Source organism: Rhizobium phaseoli, from assembly GCF_001664385.1.
Lineage (GTDB): Bacteria > Pseudomonadota > Alphaproteobacteria > Rhizobiales > Rhizobiaceae > Rhizobium > Rhizobium phaseoli.
Map to the genome: position 1 here is coordinate 494,294 of NZ_CP013532.1, position 17,589 is coordinate 511,882.

A 17,589-nucleotide genomic window follows, 5' to 3' on the forward strand; every position below is an offset into this window, starting at 1 on the left:
TTATCTCCGTGGCGCCGTCCTATATCTCAAGCGTCCCAGCGGCCGCTTGCCGCTGCTGCTCGGCCAGCTCGTTACCATCGGCCTCGCCAGGGAGGGCAGACATGCGCGTTTGCGGCGACTGGATCCAGGCGGCTTTCGGCCTTCCAGCTGACGTTCAACCATTCCATTGACCAAGAGAGGAAAGATCATGGCCAGTCACAACGCAGCCAAGTCAGGCACTTTCAGGATCGGCGGCGAGATCGAGGTCAATCGTCTCGGTTTCGGCGCCATGCGCGTCACCGGCAAGGGCATCTGGGGCGAGCCCGAAGATCACGCCGAATCCATCCGCACACTGAAGCGCCTGCCGGAGCTCGGCGTCAACTTCATCGATACGGCCGATTCCTACGGCCCCGACGTTTCCGAATGGCTGATCAAGGAGGCGCTGCATCCCTATGGCGGCAAGTCCGTGGTTGCCACCAAGGGCGGCCTGACCCGCCACGGACCCGACATCTGGCTGCCGGTCGGCCGTCCGGAATATCTGATCCAGCAGGCGCATAAGAGCCTGCGCAATCTCGGGGTCGAGCAGATCGATCTCTGGCAGTTGCACCGCATCGATGCCAAAGTGCCGGCCAGGGAACAGTTCGATGCGATCAAGTCGCTGCTCGATGCTGGTCTCATCCGTCATGCTGGCTTGAGCGAAGTCTCCGTCGCCGAGATCGAGGCGGCCTCGAAGCACTTCAAGGTCGCCACCGTCCAGAACCGCTATAATCTCGTCGATCGCACCAGCGAGGACGTGCTCGATTATTGCGCCAAGCACAATATCGGCTTCATCCCCTGGTACCCGCTCGCCGCCGGCGACCTCGCCAAATCAGGCTCGCTGCTCGACACGATCGCCAAAAAGCACAATGCCGCCCCCAGCCAGATCGCGCTCGCCTGGGTGCTGAAGCGCAGCCCGGTGATGCTGCCGATCCCCGGCACCTCCAAGGTCAAGCACCTGGAAGAAAACGTCGCGGCCGTCGACATCGCGCTGTCGGATGATGAGTTCTCGGCGCTGGATGCCGAAGGCCGGAAGCTGTTCAAGGCGGCTTAAGGGGGCGACGGCAGCCGATGAGAGTGCGCTTGGCTTGCCCTCACCCTAACCCTCTCCCCGTAAAACGGGGCGAAGGGTCGTGCCATGCGGGACGTTGGCAGGGGACGGAAAGATCGCGCCGTGTCCCCTTCTCCCCGCGAGCGGGGTCCGAAGGACGGGTCGAGACCAGTGGCTCGACCCCGGTGGTGGCGGCAGCCGGATGAGGGGCTAGCCATCGGCGATCAGCGCGGCCTTATTTTTCAGCAGAATTTGACCATCCGGTCAAAGATGCCGCAAAATGAGGCGGCGGCTGTTGTTTTGAGGGCAAGCATTGCGCTGGCTGCATTGCTGCATTGCGGTATTTTCGCTATTCCCGATTAAATGAATGGGCTATCTATATCTCCGTAAGCAGCGCACTCCTCCTCCCAGCGCTCTTACATCGGACTGACAACACTCCTCCTCCCAGTTGTCAGTCAGGATCAAGAGCCTGGCGCACCTCCTCCCGCGCCAGGCTCTTTTCTTTTTCCCAGCAGGTTCTTCACCACGCGGTTTGACTCGGCGAGCGTCGTCGGACTATTTGAGCGGGCGCCCCTCTGTCCGATGCGCGCACCGGTTGGAGTTTGGTCATGATCGGCAAATGGCGCGCCCCGCACGCGGCCCTGACAGGTCTTCTGGTTGCAACGCTTGTGCTCGCCGGCTGCGGCGGCAGGCCGGTCGGCGTCATGCAGGCGGCCGGCACGGTGCCGCCCGGCACCTCGAAGGTCGATCTCTTGGTGGCGACGACGCGGGCTGCCGACGACAATCCCGCCGTGCTTTTCTCCGGCGAACGCGGCACCGGGCTCACCGTCAATGCCGTCGATGTCTCCATTCCGCCGGATGCCAATCGCAAGGTCGGCCAGGTGCAATGGCCAAAGCGGTTGCCGGCCGATCCCTTGCGCGATTTCGTCACCGTGTCCGTCGATCCGCTCGAAGGCGAGCGGGCGGGCGAGCGCTGGCTGAAGGCCCATATGCCGAAAAGCCGCCGCGTGCTGGTCTTCGTGCATGGTTTCAACAATCGGTATGAGGACGCCGTCTACCGCTTCGCCCAGATCGTCCATGATTCGCATGCCGACGTCGCACCCGTCGTCTTCACCTGGCCCTCGCGCGCCAGCATCTTCGATTACAATTACGACAAGGAAAGCACCAATTATTCCCGCGACGCGCTGGAAGAACTGCTGACCCGGACCGCCGCCAATCCCGCCGTCGGCGACATCACCATAATGGCGCATTCGATGGGCACCTGGCTCACCGTCGAAGCACTCAGGCAGATGGCGATCCGCAACGGCCAGGTCGCCGGCAAGATCAACAATGTCATCCTCGCCTCGCCGGATCTCGATGTCGACGTCTTCGGCCGCCAGTTCGCAAGCCTCGGCAAGGACAAGCCGCATTTCACCATCTTCGTCTCGCAGGACGATCGCGCCTTGGCGCTGTCGCGGCGCATCTCCGGCAATATCGACCGCCTCGGCCAGATCGACCCTTCGGCCGAGCCCTATCGCAGCAAGCTCGAAGCGGCCGGCATCACCGTGCTCGATCTCACCAAGCTCAAGGGCGGCGACCGGCTGAACCACGGCAAATTCGCCGAAAGCCCCGAAGTGGTGAAGCTGATCGGCGACCGGCTGATCGCCGGCCAGACGATCACCGATTCCAATGTCGGCCTCGGCGAGGCCGTCGGCGCTGTGGCGATGGGCGCTGCCCAGACCGCCGGAAGTGCCGTCGGCGTCGCCGTCAGCACGCCGATCGCCATCTTCGATCCGCGCACGCGGCGCAATTACGACGCCCAGCTGAAGCGTCTCGGCCAGTCGGTGGATAATACCGTCGGTTCGGTCGGCGACAGTGTTGGCGCCGGCCTGCCTGAAACCCAGTGAAAATTCCGTAGGCAATCACCGCTGATCTGATATATCAGGTTGACGAAGCGGCGCTCTTGTCTGCCGTGCGGTTGGGTTGATGGCATGGCTGAAGAAACGAAGAAGAGGGTTGTTGTCGTCGGCGCGGGGGTGATCGGCGCCTCCACTGCTTTCGACTTGCAGCGGCGTGGCCATCAGGTGACGCTGGTCGACAAGGGCGAGCCGGGACGCGGCACCTCCTTCGGCAATATGGCGAGCATCGCGCTCGATTTTGCCGCCGGGTCCGGTCCTTCGACCTGGAAGAAAATGCCCCGCTGGCTGCTCGATCCCGAAGGTCCGGTCTGGCTGCGGCCCTCCTATGCAGCAAAAATGCTGCCCTGGTTCCTGCGCTTCCTCGCCGCCGGCCGCCCGTCGCGCCTCCGACAAATCGAAGATGCCGGCATGAGCCTGTCTGAGCGTGCGCTCGGCGATTTCAGGCAAATGCTGCAGGCGATCGCCGCCTCCGAGTTAATGACGGAGGAGGGGTGTCTGGCGATTTACGAGACGGAAGCGGAATTTGCCGCCGACCGCGGCCACCTCGCCATGATGCAGCGCTATGGCCTCGAATTCGAGGTCTTGAGCAACGGCGCCATCCAATATTATGAGCCGGCCCTTTCGCCTGCCATCGCCAAGGCGGTGCTGCTGCCCGACAACAAGTCGATCCGCGATCCCTATCGACTGGTGGTCAAGCTGGCCGAGGCGGCCAAGGCCGCGGGCACGGCCTTTGTCTCCGGCGCTGTCAGGAACATCGAGCGCAAGGGCGATGGCGCCGTCGTCGTCCTCTTGGAAGATGGCGGCCGCCTCGAGGCCGATTCCGTGGTGCTCGCCGCCGGTGTCCACACCCGTTTTCTAGCCGAAAAGCTCGGCGAGCCGATCCCGCTCGAAACCGAGCGCGGCTATCACACCCAGATCATGAAGCCGGGCATCTCCATGCGCTATTCGATGATCTGGCCGGCGCGCGCCTTCATGGTGACGCCGACGGCGGGCGGCATCCGTGTCGGTGGCAATGTCGAACTCGCCGGTCTCGATGCCGCGCCGGACTTCCGTCGGCCGCGGGTGCTGGTGCGTCACGCCCAGCGGGCGCTGCCCGGACTGAAGCTCGAGGAGGCGACGGACTGGATGGGCCATCGCCCGGCGCTGCCCGATACGATCCCGATCATTTCGCCGTCGTCGAAAATGCCGGGTGTTTTTTATGCGACCGGCCACGGCCATCTCGGCCTGACCTATGCCCCGACGACAGCGCGGCTGATCGGCGATATGGTGAGCGGCATTAAGCCGCCGGTCGACATGCGCCCGTTCCGCATCGACCGATACTGAATGAGAATCGTGGCTTCAGAACCGGAGGTTTCGACATGAGATGGAAACGCACGATCCAGCTGCTGGATGTCCATGCCGAGGGCGAGATCGGCCGTGTCGCGATCGGCGGCGTACCGAAGATCCCGGGCGATACCATCGCCGCCCAGCTGCATTGGCTGAACACCGATCCGAAGGGCGACGAGCTTCGACGCTTCCTCTGCCTCGAGCCGCGCGGCGCTCCGATCGGCTCGGTCAATCTGCTGCTGCCGGCAAGGCATCCGGAAGCGGACGCCGCCTTCATCATCCTGCAGCCCGACCAGGCGCATGCGAGCTCCGGCTCGAACTCGATCTGCGTGACGACGGCGCTGCTCGAAGCCGGCATTGTCGAGATGCAGGAGCCGGAAACGATCGTCACGCTCGAAACCGCAGCCGGCCTCGTCAAGGCGACCGCGACCTGCCGCGACGGCCGCTGCGAAAAGGTCCGGCTCACCATGGTGCCGTCCTTCGTGCATGAGCTCGATGTCACGATCGACACGCCGCATTGGGGCAAGATCAAAGCCGATCTCTGCTACGGCGGCATCTTCTATGCCCTCGTAGATGTCGGCCAGATCGGTCTCACGATCGAGAAGGCCAATGCCGCCGGCCTCGTCCAGGCCGGCATGATCCTGAAAGAGCTGATCAACCGCGACATCAAGGTCGTCCATCCCGAAATCCCGGCAATTTCGGGCGTCGCCTATGTCATGTTCCGCGATACCGAAGCCGACGGCACGGTGCGCACCTGCACCACCATGTGGCCCGGCCGGGCCGACCGCTCACCCTGCGGCACCGGCAATTCCGCCAATCTCGCCGCGCTCCATGCCCGCGGCAGGGCGAAAATCGGCGACATCTTCACCTCGAAATCGATCATCGGCTCGCAGTTCGAGGTCGGGCTGCAGGCGGTGACCGAGGTTGCCGGCCGCCCGGCGGTCATCCCCACCATCACCGGCCGCGGCTTCACCTTCGGCCTGACCCAGGTGGCGCTCGACCCCTTCGACCCACATCCCGGCGGCTTCGCACTGACGGATGTCTGGGGGCCGTCGGCGGGGGAGATCTGAGCCTTCCTCCAAAGTGCGCCGTTGGGCCAGCGTGGAAACATACATGGTCGAATCGATAGTCCTGGGAAACTGGTGCAAGCGCTTGGCGGCATCATTGGTCGCCATCCCGCTATGCGGCTGCGATCCTATAATCCAGCATTTTGCCGATGTTGAAGTGAGCGGCGACTATAAAGCCATAGCCAGCTGTGCAGCTCAGTATCTGTCTGGCCAGTATTGGCTTCGCGAAGACCACGACGATACCAAACAAGTGAGGTTCCTTCAGGGTTCGCAGGATAAATTCCAGACCATCATCGAGGTTGTCGGATCCGGAGCCGGCCGAACCCACGTCAGCGTATCGGAGTGGTCGATAGGAGGCGGTTCGGCTGATTTGTATGAGAGTTATTTCACCTACTGTGCGTCGGTGACCGCTAAATGACTTGCCCCTAAATCGGCCGAGTCTTTAGACATCCGCCCCTCTTCGACTTACGCGCGCCTGCCGCATGCTGATGCGCACGCACTATCGATCATCAGCCATTTCAAGCCTCTTTCTCGAGGTGACAGCGAGGATCGTGTTTGAGCGTTTGCGGCCGGGCAGCAGGGTCGCCTCAAATGCTCGTTCCGAGCACCTGCGCAGCAGCGAGGGATCGTCGATCACAAGCGCCGGCACCGCATAGTAGCGGCGAACCCTCACCTCCCGGCCGGCGGCGCGGTAGCTGAACGGTTCCGAGCCTTCTGCCTCGAACTCCGCGCGCATCGCGGCGTCGACGCGCAGATACAATATGCCTTTCATGACGAACCCGAACTGGGCGCCGTTTCGGACGAGGGCGGATCCGCCGAAGAACCGCCGGACATCGATGGCGCCCGGTGGGGCGATCTGGCTCGCAAATTCGAGCGCCAGGTTGCGTGTCGCCTCGCTACCCATGGTGCTGCCCTGTCAGAGGATCGAAGAAGCCGGTGATCGCGCTGAGCCGGCCATCGGACATCGCCGCGAAGCTTGTCCCCGTTTGCAGGACGGTGTCGTCCTCGTGGCGCAGTTCCCAGCGTGCCAGCGAACGTTCATTGTGATGGAGGACACTCGATATTATGAACCTGCCTGCCGGTACGCTCTCCTTGAAGTCGGCCATGTAAGCCGAGAGGCCGGCTCGCCCGGCGATCGCTCCATTCGGATCGCAATAGGTCACATCGTCGGCGAGGCATGCCAGCATTTCCGGCTCGCGTGCGTCAGCGTCCAGCGACCAGATGGCCGCATATCGATTCCATAGCGTCTCAGGCGTCATAACAGTGTCTCCAGTTGATTGAATTCGTCTTCGATCGCCTGCCGCAGGCTCGCCTTGTCTTCGCCGCCGCGAATGAGCACGAGCAGGCCTTGATAGAAGGCAAGGAGGCGGACAGCTGTCCTGTCGGCCTTGGTTCTGTCCGTGTCTCGGGCCAAGCTCGGCGGCTCGCTGAGCCTCGAGCGGAACGTGCTGCGAAGAAGACCGAGCGCTGCCTCGACACGGGGATGCGTTTTGACGTCACCGCCGAACTCCACAGCCATGTTGGTGATCAGGCAGCCCAGGGAGCCATTGTCGGGCTCATGCAGCAGTGAAAGGAACAGTTCGCGCAAGCCTTTAAGGCCGCTCCCCGGCGGCGCAAACCGCTCGAGCCGCCCCTCCAGGACCGCCCGATTGTAATGTCTGAACGCCGCGTCGAAGAGCCCGGCCTTGTCGCCGAAGGCGTGATAGATGCTTCCGCCTTTGAGGCCTGTCGCCTCTTCGAGGTCTCGGATCGACGCACCTTGATATCCGTGTTTGCGAAAGACGTGCATCGCTCCCTTCAGCACCGCCTCCTCATCGAATTCCCGCGTTCTGCCCACACTCGCCTCGATTCTTTATTGGTCGTTCTAGAATGACTGATAAAGAATGCGAGTGCGATCGCCTTTTGTCGGTTCTCCGAAAATTCTCATCCGGTGGCATTTGCTTATGCCGGGTGCGCTGCATCGCGCTTTCGGAATGGGTCAGGATGACGTTGGCAGAGCAGAAGTCCTGGCCGGACGACGTCGCCCATAGCCCGCCGGCAAGACTGACGGTGGCAGAGGCGGTGTTAAAGTTCGGCCTCACGCAGCAACTGCTCAAGACGGGTCGCCCATTCCGTGTTGCCCTCTCTGAACGGCCCAAGCGCATCGCCAGCGGCTTCCGGCAGGCTGCTGGCAGCAGCGGCAAAGCGGCGAGCCTGCTCAATATGTCCGAGCGCCATATGGCAGCACGCGTGTATGCGCAGCAGCGCCGGCCAGTCGGGCCGCGCCTTTAGCGCCGCACGCCCCACGTCGAGCGCCCCTTCGACGTCGCCCGAAAAGTACTGTGCAAGCATCAGCAGGCTGAACCAGACGCCATTCTGCGGATCATGCGGATTGAGTTCGAGGCCGCGCGACAGAGGCTTGCGTGCGCCGGTCGCATCACCGGAAAAGAGCCGCGCCATGCCAAGGACGAGATGCCCGAGGGCGAAGCTCGAGCCGAGCTCGATCGACCGTTCCGCGGCGAGGATCGCCTGGTCGGCTCGGCCCGTATAGGCCGACACGATCGCCAGCGCATAATGCGAATACGGGTTTCGCGCGTCGAGATAGATCGCCCGCAAGGCGGCAGTTAGCCCTTCCTGACCATCCGCGGCAGGATCGTCCGTCCAGCCGTAGGCGATGAGGCCCGCATTGACCCGCGCCCGCCAGATCTGCGCCTCCGGAAGCATGGGGTCGAGCTCGGCGGCCTCGCGGAAAAATCGTCTTGCCAGAAGGTGGGTCGGCCGTGAGACCTTGTGGAAATTGAACGTGCCTTGCCGGACAAGGTCCCAGGCCGTGATGTTGCCGGTGTGGGGAGCGACCGCAAGCCCATGGCGCAACAGCAGCTCCGGTTCGACCGCAGCGGCGATCCGCTCGGCGATCGCGTCTTGCACCGCGAATATCTCGGCCAACTGAAGATCGTAATGTTCGGACCAGACGGTCGCGCCCTTGCCCGCCTCGGCGAGGTGCACCGATATCCGGATCCGGTCGCCGGTATACCGGATAGCCCCATCCACCAGAAAATTGACACCGAGTTCGAGCCCGACGGCGCGCGGATCCCTGGAGCCGGCCCTGTCTTTGAAACTCGCCCCGCGTGAGGCGACGCGCAGCCATCTGAACCGGGTGAGCGCTGTGATCAGGTCGTCGGCGATACCGTCGGCCAGATATTGCTTCTCGGCATCGCCGCCCAGATTGTCGAACGGCAGGACCGCGATCCCCAGCTTCGATCCGGCTTGCGCATGCCACCCGCTGTCGGTCCCCTCGCTTGCGCTCTCCACCCGGCCGGAAAACCTGTAGCCGACCCGTGGGACGGTGATGATCCATTCGCCGCCGTCCGGTGCGGGGCCGAGCAGCTTGCGAAGGGCAGCAATCTGAACGGAAAGATTACTTTCCTCGATGGCCAATCCCGGCCAAACGGCATCTATCAGCGCCGATTTGGCGACGACGCCCCCTTGTGCCGCCAGCAGAACGGCAAGCAGCGAAGCGCCGCGGGCGCCAACGGCGACAGGCCGATCGTCACGAAGCAGGCATCCATTCTCGGCGATGAACTCGAAGTGGCCGAATGCGAGGTGCGGGGTGTTCATGGCCGGCTATGATACGCCAGTTTCGCCGTTTTTCGGAATTTTTCGGCCGCTCTTCAGGACTTGCGGCGGCCGAGCACGCAGAGTCTGCTCCCATGCAACGGTCGAAACGGTGAGCGCGATGACGAACCAGGCAACGCAACCGAAAAATCCTTATGCAGGAACCGCTAAAGTCGTGAGCGGCAGCGGCAGCCATGTCGCGCAGCAGGGATCCGTCTACCGGTCGGGCGTCTCGGCACAGAGCGTCGGATCGACGATGCTGTGGCTCGGGACGATTTCGCTGCCCGCAGGCAGGCGTACCAGCGCCCATCGCCACGAGGGACACGAAACCGCCCTTCTCATGACCAGCGGCCAGGAGATCGAAATCTGGTCAGGGGCGAAGCTCGAACGCTGCGAACTGGTCCGCCCCGGTGACTACCTGTTCATTCCGGCCGGCGTTCCGCACGTGGCCGTCAATCGCAGCCCGGAAGACGCCGAATTCCTCGGCGCCCGCAACGATCCGGCGGCGAACGAGAGCGTCGTTCTGATGCAGGAGCTTGACGAGATCGTGCCGTAAGACGCGTGTCGCTATCGCAAAACCCCTGTCCGCTTTGCGCGATCTAATCGCATGGGAGGTGCATTATGGCCATCATCGAACAACGTCTGGCCGAAATGGGTCTGCAATTGCCCGAACCTTTGAAGGTTCGCGACGGCCTGAAACTGCCCTTTGCCTGGGTACGGGTGCGCGGCACCCGCGCGTATATCTCGGGTCATGTCGCCTGCAACCCGGATGGGACCTTGGCAAAGCCGCTGGGCAAGGTCGGCGCCGAGGTTTCTCCGGAGCAGGGTTACGCGTCGGCGCGGCTGGTTGCCCTGGCCCATCTCGCCAGCCTCAAGCGGGCTCTCGGAGATCTCGACCGGGTCACGGCGTGGCTGCGCGTTTTCGCCATGGTGAATGTTGCGCCAGGGTTCAATGAGACGCCGCTGGTCACAAACGGCTATTCCGACCTGATCCTGGAGCTCTATGGTCCAGATGTCGGCGCGCACGCCCGCTCGTCTATCGGCATGGCCATCCCGCTGAATGCGCCGGTGAATTGCGAAGCGGAAGTCGAAATCGACGGTAAATCTCCGGGTGCGGGTTAGGTCGGAGCCCTCACGATCAACGTGGAGAAAAGGCGGCGTTGCCGGGCGCAAGGGGCTGTTGCACGATCTGCACCGCGCTTGATCGAGCCTCTTTCGGCCCGATCCAAGATCGCATCATCCCATCAACGCCGCTGCAGAATCCTGCCCCCGGCTTGATCTGCGGCGATCTCCTCGATGGGCGCAGGCCTGCCCAGGAGGTATCCCTGGCCGATGTCGCAGCCGAGGTCCTGAAGCCGCTGGAGTTGGCTCTCTTCTTCGATGCCTTCGGCAGTAATCGCCACGCCCAGTCCGGCGCCGAGCGCGATGATGGCCTTGATCACCTTGTCCTGCTTGTCATTGGTCTCGAACGAGGCGACGAAACTCCTGTCGATCTTGATCTTGTCGAACCGGTAGCTGGACAGCTGGGAGAGGCTGGAAAAGCCCGTTCCGAAATCATCGAGAGCAATCCTGACCCCGGCATTCACCAGATCGTCGAGAACAATCCGTGCGGTAACCGCGTCCTGGATGATGGCGCTCTCCGTCACCTCAAGCTCCACCCTGTGCGCGGGCAGGCCGACATCGCCCAAAATCTTCAGAATTCGTAAGCCGAGCAACCGGTCGCTCAGTTGGATCGGAGAAAGATTGAAGGACAGGACAAGCTCGCTTGGCCAGGAGAGCGCATCGGTGCAGGCCCTGCGAAGCAGCTGGTCCGTCAATTCGACGATCAGCCCGGCTTCCTCCGCGACCGGAATGAATTCGCTCGGCGGGATGAATTCGCCGGAGGCCGTTTTCCAGCGCGCCAGCGCCTCGAAGCCGATGATCTTGTTCGCCTTGAGGTCCACGAGCGGTTGGTAATAGGGAACGATCTCAGCTTTCCGGATGGCCGCCCGCAGATCGCCTTCTGTCCGGATCCGCTTCGCCAGCTCGTCCTGCATCGAAGGCACGAAGGGCTTCACCAGATTGCGGCCCTGCTTTTTCGCGACATACATCGCGCAATCCGAATGCCGGATGACTTGGCCGAGCTCATCGCCATTCTCGGGATAAAGTGCAAAGCCGACACTGGCGCCGAGATCGACGGCAGCACCGTTGAAGGTGAACGGCTTTCCGATCGCACTGACGATGCGGTTTCCCAAGGCGACAAGATCGGCATTTCCGACCCGCCGCGCCAGAATCACAAACTCATCTCCCCCGAGGCGAAAAACGTGATCGCGAGGGAAGAGCGACGAGAGCCGCTGGGCGACGGTCTTGAGCACAGCGTCACCGTGATCGTGCCCCAGGAGATCGTTGACCTTCTTGAAGCCGTCGAGATCGATGCTGAACACGGCATAGGCTTCTTCTGCCGTTCGTTCGTTCATCGCCCGCGCGCATACGGATTCCAGAAATCTGCGGTTCGGCAGCTCGGTCAGCGTGTCGTGGCAGGCAATCCAGTCAACATTCTTCTCGGCCTGCAGCCTGCGAGCGACTTCTCTCGAAAGATCCCGGATCCTGAGTGCGGAATAGATGAGTCCCAAAAACCCGGAGATATTCAGGGCAAGCAGCGCATGGTCCAGCGGATAGCGGTGATGCCGCTCGATAAACTCATCCAGCTCCTCATGCCATTGGAAGCGCCAGGAGAGGCAGAAGAGAAGCAGGAAGATCGCGAGCCAACCCAATATCTCCATCTGGGGTCTGGTCGGTCGGATGCGGGGCATAGAACGGCTCCTGTTAGGTGAAGAGCCCTCATGGCCGGCTCGCAGAACCGCATCGTCCCCGGCGGTGGTCGAACCGCCACAATTCATTCGGGCGGAGTTGAGAGGTCGGCTCGCCGGCATCGACCAAGCGCACCGGCACCTCCAAACATATCTTTGAACCTCGAAGGTTAATGGTGGGTTGCCTGGCCGAAGGTGCATGCGTTTCGCTGCGCGCAACGGACAGGTTGCCGCAATTCGCATGAGGCGCTGGTTTCAGAAATATCTGCTTGACAACTTTGATGATGGATATCATTAAACATTTATGATGATAAACGTCATTAAAGATTGGCGGAACGAGGGTCGTCTTCTGCCACTTGAGGTCCACGCCGATTAGTGCCGATGGCTTTATCGTTTCCTCGATACCTGACGCCGCAACAGGAGAAGGCCCCGTGAAGGCATTCGTCGTTGACAAGTACAAGAAGAAGGGCGCTCTGCGCCTCGCCAGCCTGCCGGAACCGGAACTGCAGGATAATGACGTGCTCGTGCGGATAAAGGCCACCGCCGTGAACCAGCTGGACTCCAAGGTCAGGGACGGGGAGTTCAAGCTTATTCTTCCCTATCGTCCGCCCTTCGTCCTCGGGCATGACCTTGCCGGGACGGTTGTCAAAGTCGGATCCAGGGTGAGGCGGTTCAAGGTGGGTGACGAGGTCTATGCACGACCGCGTGATCATCGCGTCGGGACATTCGCCGAATTCATTGCCATCAATGAAGCCGATGCGGCGCTGAAGCCAAGCAACCTCAGCATGAGCGAAGCGGCGTCCGTCCCGCTTGTCGGGTTGACCGCCTGGCAGGCGCTGGTCGAGGTGGGCAAGATAAAGCCCGGCCAGAAAGTCTTCATTCAGGCCGGTTCCGGCGGTGTCGGGACGTTCGCCATTCAGCTCGCCAAACACCTCGGCGCGGCGGTTGCGACGACGACGAGTGCTGAAAATGCCGAGCTGGCGAGAAGTCTCGGGGCGGACGTGGTCATCGACTACAAGACGCAGGATTTCGAAAAGATCTTGTCGGGCTACGATCTGGTGCTGAACAGCCAGGATCCGAAGACGCTCGAAAAGTCGCTGGGCGTGCTGGAGCCGGGTGGCCGGCTCATTTCTATTTCCGGTCCGCCCGATCCGGCATTCGCCAGGGAGCTCGGCCTCAATCTGTTCCTGAAGCTGGTACTGTGGCTGCTCAGCCGAGGAGTTCGCAGAAAGGCCAAGCGTCTCGGCGTCGCTTATTCATTCCTGTTCATGCGCGCCGAGGGGCGGCAGCTGGGTGAGATTGCCCGCCTGATCGAACAAGGCGTGATCCGGCCGGTCGTCGACAAGGTGTTCCCGTTTGAGAAGACGGAGGATGCGCTGGCCTATGTCGAGACCGGGCGAGCCAAAGGCAAGGTGGTCATCGCCGTCGCGAATTGACGAACATCGCGCCGGCGGATGCGTGGCCCTATCGTTGCCGCATCCGGTTCTCAATGGCGTCGCGGCAATCGGCGCGGCAGGCGTCGAGCAGTTCGTCAGCCAGGGGGGAATCGTCCGGGCAGGCCCTCGAAAGCACGATGGCGCCAACGGCCTGAGCGAGAATGGCGATGGCTTGGGCGCGCCCGCCGGCGCCGGAAGCGTGACGTTGCGCAATGCCACCCTCCACCGCGCGCACCAGCTTGTCTATTCCTGCAGCGAAAACGGCCTTGGTTGTCTCAGGCTGTCGGGCGGCATCGCAACTCAGTGCTGCGGCCGTGCACCCCTGGCCGCGCCCATCCCGGTGATCGCGTGCGAGATAAAGCTCCATGACGTCGAGGACGTCGTAACCGGCATAGCGCTGCAAGGTCTCGTCCAACCCGTTCTCGGTCGATTCGGCGATCAGTTCCTCCTTGGAGCGGAAGTGATTGTAGAAGCCGCCATGGGTGAGCCCCGCGCGCTCCATCAATTCCGCGACGCCCACGCCATCGAATCCACGCTCGCGAAACAGCTCTGACGCGGTGGCGATAATCCGGTCGTAGTTTTCCTGCTTCTGTTCCTTGGTGATCCGCACGTCACGGTCCTTTCAACGGCCATTTCCAGCTATGATTGCGGTCGTCATTATAGCTTACATATTGATGATGTGCATCATTAATATGGGCGGTCCACAACGGCGTTCCGTTGTGACGGCGACGCACTTCATGCAGATGGCACCGCGTGTTTTTTACGCGCGGTGCCATCTTCAGCAACTTTGAATGCGGGAAAAAGCGCCTCTCGGCATGGGCCTCAGATCGTTGCCGCGTCGTAGGTGGTAGCCACGCGTTCCTCGCTCCGCACGGCTAAACTGTCAGAAGGACGCTACTTGGCATTCTCGCCGCCGACATCAGCGGTTGGGCAACCTGATCCAGCAACTGGCCGGCATTCTGCTCTTCACCCAGCGACAGCGTTAGCAATTGCGCGACCGCCGGCTGCCCAAGTTGAAGTGCCATATTGCGAGCGGTGGTGTAGGCGGCAATCTCGTAGTGCTCGACCCGCAACGCCGCTCCGATCAAAGCCAGATCAGCGGGAGCGTCTTCCTTCTTCTTGCCTTCCGCCATCACTTCCTCGCCTTCCTCCACCAGGCCGGCCATGCCCTTGCATGGCTTGGCGCGAGCCGAGGTGCCAAGGATGCGCAGACATTCGTTCAAACGCTCGACCTGCGCCTCCGTCTCGGCAAGATGGTTGCGCAGCAAGGTCTGGAGCTGCTGCGTCCGCGCGGCTTTCTGCATCTTGGGAAGCGCCTTCAGCAGCTGCTTCTCCGCATGCAGCAGGTCACGGAGCTCATCCACAAGGACCTCCTGAATCGCTTCTGCTCCTTCAGGGGGAGCGCTTTGAGCGCGGATTGCCCTTCCGCCGTTTTCAGCGCCCGGGAGATCCTGGAAGGCCGGCGCCTCCACGAATTCCCAGGGTTCTCCTTCATTCCATGGACCGCGGGTGTCAACCTCACCCAAATCCCCTTGACCCGTGGAATCGTTGAAGAACTGATCGACCAGTCCTGCTGTCGGCGCAATCCTGCCGACGCTCAGCGGCGGCTTGCCCATGCTTTCGAGGGCCAGCGCGAAAGCACGCATATGGGTGATCTCTCTCGTCATCAGGAACTGTAGGGCATCCTTGGTTCCCGGATCGCGGCAGAAGTCGATCAGGCGTTCGTAGACGATCTTGGCGCGTGCCTCCGCGGCTATGTTGCTTCGCAGATCCACATCCAGCTCGCCTGTTATTTTCAGATAATCGGCCGTCCAGGGGTTTCCCATCGAATTGAAAAGGTTCACGCCACCGCCGCCTGCAATGGCGATCAGCGGGTCGGCTTCGGCCTCCTCTCTGACCGACTTCAACGGCTTGAGGTGCATTCTCGCAAGAGTACCGACGATCTCGAGGTGGCTGAGTTCTTCGGTCCCGATGTCCATCAGGAGGTCCTTCCGACCGGGATCCTCGCAATTCAAGCCTTGAATGGAGTATTGCATGGCCGCCGCGAGTTCACCGTTTGCGCCGCCGAACTGCTCAAGCAGCATATTGCCGAATTTTGGATCAGGTTCGTCAACCCGAACGGTATACATGAGCTTTTTTACGTGGTGATACATGGGGTTCCTCCTGGTTGGATGGCGACTAACCGACCTATCGCAGGAATGTTCCCCATCTGTGGCTGCTGCCGGCGCATCGGATTGCGTCCTCATCAGCCCACACCGGTCGGTGCCGCTTCGGAGGCAGGCATTGCCTGTGCGGACGTACCCCATGATAAGGAGCCCCATCACATGCTGGCTTCCTCGACGGGATCATCGATACTCGCGCAGCAAATAGGGCGTGGGAATGCGGACAGCCGCGGCTGGCCGGATCGGCAGCTGCGCCGCGCGTCTAGGCAGACGCGCAGCGAAATCGTGGCTTGAACGGCGGGACCAGATCCTTGGCTAGTAAACGAAGGGATCGACCTCGGCCGCCTGCGTGCCCGGCTCTTTCGGATAGATCACGCCCTTGCGCAGGACGATGTTGGCATAGAGCCTGGGTTCGCTGGTCTGGATCACCGCATGGGCGGCCTTCACCCGGCCGTAGAAATCCTGGCCGACGAGCGGCACCACCTGCCGGTGCGGCTCGTGCACCGCGCAGCAGTCGATCATCTCCTCATGCACCGGATCGAGCTTGTCGCGCTCAGCCTTGACGGTCGAGCGGAAGATCGCCTCGGGCACGAAATCGTCGATCGGCAGCACGCTGAGCACGGCGTTGAGCACCGGAATGAGGCGATGGCCGTCGAGTCGGATCAGCCGGCGGGCATGTTCGACCCCGGGATAATTGCCGTCGACGATGGCGATCTCGTCGCCGTGGCCCATGGCGCGCAGCGTGAACAGCAATTCCGGGCTCAGAAGCGGATCAAGTCCCTTCAGCATGGTCTATCTCCTTGAAGAGTACGTTCTGGTCTGTGAGGTAACGCGAAAAGATCGGCAGGCTGGCGCCGCCGATGGCGCGCGCCTGCGCGCCGACCGCGCCCTCGATGATCTCGGGCATGACGACGCCCTGCAGGTCGAGCTTGGCGGCTTCGTCGATCGTCGCCTGCACGACGCGGCTGCGCACCCAATGGGGAAAGCCGCCATCGATGACGGCAGCGCTGAAATCGACGATCGAGGCGGCCGCAACGATCGCCTGGGCCAGCGCCTTGGCGCTATCCTGGATCCAGATCTCCATCGGCGCGCCGAAATCCACCCAGTCGTCGGCGGAATACCAGAGCGGTTCGGGATCGATGCCGCGTTCGCGCAGCATGTTTTCCAATACGAAGATCGAGGCGATCTCGAGCAACTGCTTGGTTTCGCCGTTTCTGTCGCGCACGGGCAGCGGCCCGATGGCGCCCGCCGTGCCGGTACGGCCGGAAAAGATCGCCGAATTGAGCACGATGCCGCCGCCGATGAAGGAGCCGATGAAGAAATAGACGAAGTCGGGATAGGAGGGGCCGACGCCGAAGACGAGCTCGGCGCCGCAGGCGCTGGTGGCATCGTTCTGCAGGAAAACAGGATGGGAGACACGGGCGGCGATATCGGCCTGCAGGTCGACATCCCGCCAGACCTCCATGGCGCCCGGCGGCGCGCCGACTTCCTCGGCCCAATTCCAGAGCTCGAACGGAGCTGCGATGCCGAGGCCGGCGATACGGCTGCGCTGCTTGTCGTCGAGCCTGCTCTCGATCTCCGCGATGCCCGAGGTGACGAAGGCGAGAATTTCGTCCGGCAGCGGATAGGCATAGGTCTGGTGCAGCTGCATGCGGATGCGGCCGACGAAATCCATCAGCACCAGATCGGCGCTGCGACGGCCTATCTTGAGCCCGAAGGAATAGACGGCGTCGGGATTGAGATGCATCGGGATCGACGGCTGGCCGACCCGGCCGCGCACCGGCGCCCCGCGCGATAGCAGCCCCTCTTTTTCCAGCACCCGCATGATGACCGAGACGGTCTGCGCCGACAGCCCGCTGCGGCGCGCGATATCGGCCTTCGACAGCGCGCCGTAGAGGCGCACCAGCGACAGCACGAGCCGTTCGTTATAGGCGCGCACCCTGACCTGGTTCGCGCCCCCGGCCGGATTGAGAATGGGCGGCGGGACCGGTGTGTGTTCCGGCCCATCCAAAGACGACATGGCCGCTCCTCCCGAGCGTTGGCCTCTTGCACGGTTCCCCGGATCGGAAGCGATCCAAGGGGATTGTGCAGCAGCTGAAAGCGGTAAGGCGGCCATTCTCTGCGTTTGAAAAGGCGCGGTACCGTACATCCTAATGCGATTGAGCATGCCACATCGAATTAATAATTCAATTGGATTTATTTATTGACAAGCCGATTTCTTTCGCTCTTAATTGCCAGCGTCAAGGGCACG

General features: G+C 62.2%; 17 protein-coding genes. 8 read left to right on the forward strand and 9 right to left on the reverse strand.

Annotation, left to right across the window (positions count from 1 at the left end):
• Positions 1-187 precede the first annotated feature (187 nt).
• The 5 genes from AMC88_RS02420 to AMC88_RS02445 all read left to right on the forward strand — a co-directional run bounded on the left by AMC88_RS02420 (position 188) and on the right by AMC88_RS02445 (position 5,775).
• Entirely contained in the window at positions 188-1,069 is an 882-nt protein-coding gene (locus AMC88_RS02420) for an aldo/keto reductase (RefSeq protein WP_004672366.1), read from the forward strand.
• A gap of 605 nt (positions 1,070-1,674) precedes the next feature.
• Positions 1,675-2,952: an alpha/beta hydrolase gene (locus AMC88_RS02430; protein WP_064824764.1), complete on the forward strand. Its 1,278-nt coding sequence runs from the start codon at positions 1,675-1,677 to the stop codon at positions 2,950-2,952.
• An 84-nt stretch (positions 2,953-3,036) separates the two neighbouring features.
• Complete coding sequence (locus AMC88_RS02435) at positions 3,037-4,287, forward strand: NAD(P)/FAD-dependent oxidoreductase (RefSeq protein ID WP_012482498.1); 1,251 nt, start codon at positions 3,037-3,039, stop codon at positions 4,285-4,287.
• A 35-nt stretch (positions 4,288-4,322) separates the two neighbouring features.
• Positions 4,323-5,360 (forward strand): proline racemase family protein, encoded by a 1,038-nt coding sequence (locus AMC88_RS02440; protein ID WP_012482499.1) that lies wholly within the window; start codon positions 4,323-4,325, stop codon positions 5,358-5,360.
• A 43-nt stretch (positions 5,361-5,403) separates the two neighbouring features.
• Positions 5,404-5,775, forward strand: coding sequence for a hypothetical protein (locus AMC88_RS02445; protein WP_064824765.1), 372 nt, complete (start codon positions 5,404-5,406; stop codon positions 5,773-5,775).
• 81 nt (positions 5,776-5,856) lie between these two features.
• Here the strand turns inward: AMC88_RS02445 and AMC88_RS02450 are convergent, their stop codons facing one another.
• From AMC88_RS02450 to AMC88_RS02465, 4 genes are all read right to left on the reverse strand, one after another.
• Positions 5,857-6,261, reverse strand: a complete 405-nt coding sequence (locus AMC88_RS02450; protein WP_041683526.1) for a TfoX/Sxy family protein — start codon at positions 6,259-6,261, stop codon at positions 5,857-5,859.
• A complete protein-coding gene (locus AMC88_RS02455; RefSeq protein WP_012482502.1) occupies positions 6,254-6,616 on the reverse strand; it encodes a nuclear transport factor 2 family protein in 363 nt (120 codons plus the stop codon). Before AMC88_RS02455 ends, AMC88_RS02450 begins: the two co-directional genes overlap by 8 nt.
• Positions 6,613-7,194 (reverse strand): TetR/AcrR family transcriptional regulator, encoded by a 582-nt coding sequence (locus AMC88_RS02460; RefSeq protein WP_010024680.1) that lies wholly within the window; start codon positions 7,192-7,194, stop codon positions 6,613-6,615. The genes AMC88_RS02455 and AMC88_RS02460 overlap by 4 nt, the downstream gene beginning before the upstream one ends.
• A 227-nt stretch (positions 7,195-7,421) precedes the next feature.
• Complete coding sequence (locus AMC88_RS02465; RefSeq protein WP_064824766.1) at positions 7,422-8,954, reverse strand: winged helix-turn-helix domain-containing tetratricopeptide repeat protein; 1,533 nt, start codon at positions 8,952-8,954, stop codon at positions 7,422-7,424.
• Positions 8,955-9,072: 118 nt separating this feature from the next.
• On the opposite strand from AMC88_RS02465, the gene AMC88_RS02470 reads away from it, so the two are divergent.
• Positions 9,073-9,507 carry a cupin domain-containing protein gene (locus AMC88_RS02470; protein WP_012482504.1) on the forward strand — a complete coding sequence of 145 codons (435 nt, stop codon included), beginning with the start codon at positions 9,073-9,075 and terminating at the stop codon, positions 9,505-9,507.
• A gap of 65 nt (positions 9,508-9,572) precedes the next feature.
• The gene (locus tag AMC88_RS02475) at positions 9,573-10,073 is read left to right on the forward strand and encodes a RidA family protein (RefSeq protein ID WP_012482505.1); all 501 of its coding nucleotides are present in this window, start codon (positions 9,573-9,575) and stop codon (positions 10,071-10,073) included.
• A gap of 122 nt (positions 10,074-10,195) precedes the next feature.
• Here the strand turns inward: AMC88_RS02475 and AMC88_RS02480 are convergent, their stop codons facing one another.
• The gene (locus AMC88_RS02480; RefSeq protein WP_012482506.1) at positions 10,196-11,743 is read right to left on the reverse strand and encodes a putative bifunctional diguanylate cyclase/phosphodiesterase; all 1,548 of its coding nucleotides are present in this window, start codon (positions 11,741-11,743) and stop codon (positions 10,196-10,198) included.
• 428 nt (positions 11,744-12,171) lie between these two features.
• Between AMC88_RS02480 and AMC88_RS02485 the strand changes: the two genes are divergently transcribed.
• Entirely contained in the window at positions 12,172-13,176 is a 1,005-nt protein-coding gene (locus AMC88_RS02485; RefSeq protein ID WP_064824767.1) for an NADP-dependent oxidoreductase, read from the forward strand.
• 28 nt (positions 13,177-13,204) lie between these two features.
• Here the strand turns inward: AMC88_RS02485 and AMC88_RS02490 are convergent, their stop codons facing one another.
• The 4 genes from AMC88_RS02490 to AMC88_RS02505 all read right to left on the reverse strand — a co-directional run bounded on the left by AMC88_RS02490 (position 13,205) and on the right by AMC88_RS02505 (position 17,358).
• Positions 13,205-13,786: a TetR/AcrR family transcriptional regulator gene (locus tag AMC88_RS02490; protein WP_064824768.1), complete on the reverse strand. Its 582-nt coding sequence runs from the start codon at positions 13,784-13,786 to the stop codon at positions 13,205-13,207.
• A gap of 265 nt (positions 13,787-14,051) precedes the next feature.
• Entirely contained in the window at positions 14,052-15,329 is a 1,278-nt protein-coding gene (locus AMC88_RS02495) for a DUF892 family protein (RefSeq protein WP_012482511.1), read from the reverse strand.
• Positions 15,330-15,653: 324 nt separating this feature from the next.
• Positions 15,654-16,127 (reverse strand): RbsD/FucU family protein, encoded by a 474-nt coding sequence (locus AMC88_RS02500; RefSeq protein ID WP_064824769.1) that lies wholly within the window; start codon positions 16,125-16,127, stop codon positions 15,654-15,656.
• Entirely contained in the window at positions 16,111-17,358 is a 1,248-nt protein-coding gene (locus AMC88_RS02505) for an ROK family transcriptional regulator (RefSeq protein ID WP_016734907.1), read from the reverse strand. The genes AMC88_RS02500 and AMC88_RS02505 overlap by 17 nt, the downstream gene beginning before the upstream one ends.
• Positions 17,359-17,589: the final 231 nt, after the last annotated feature.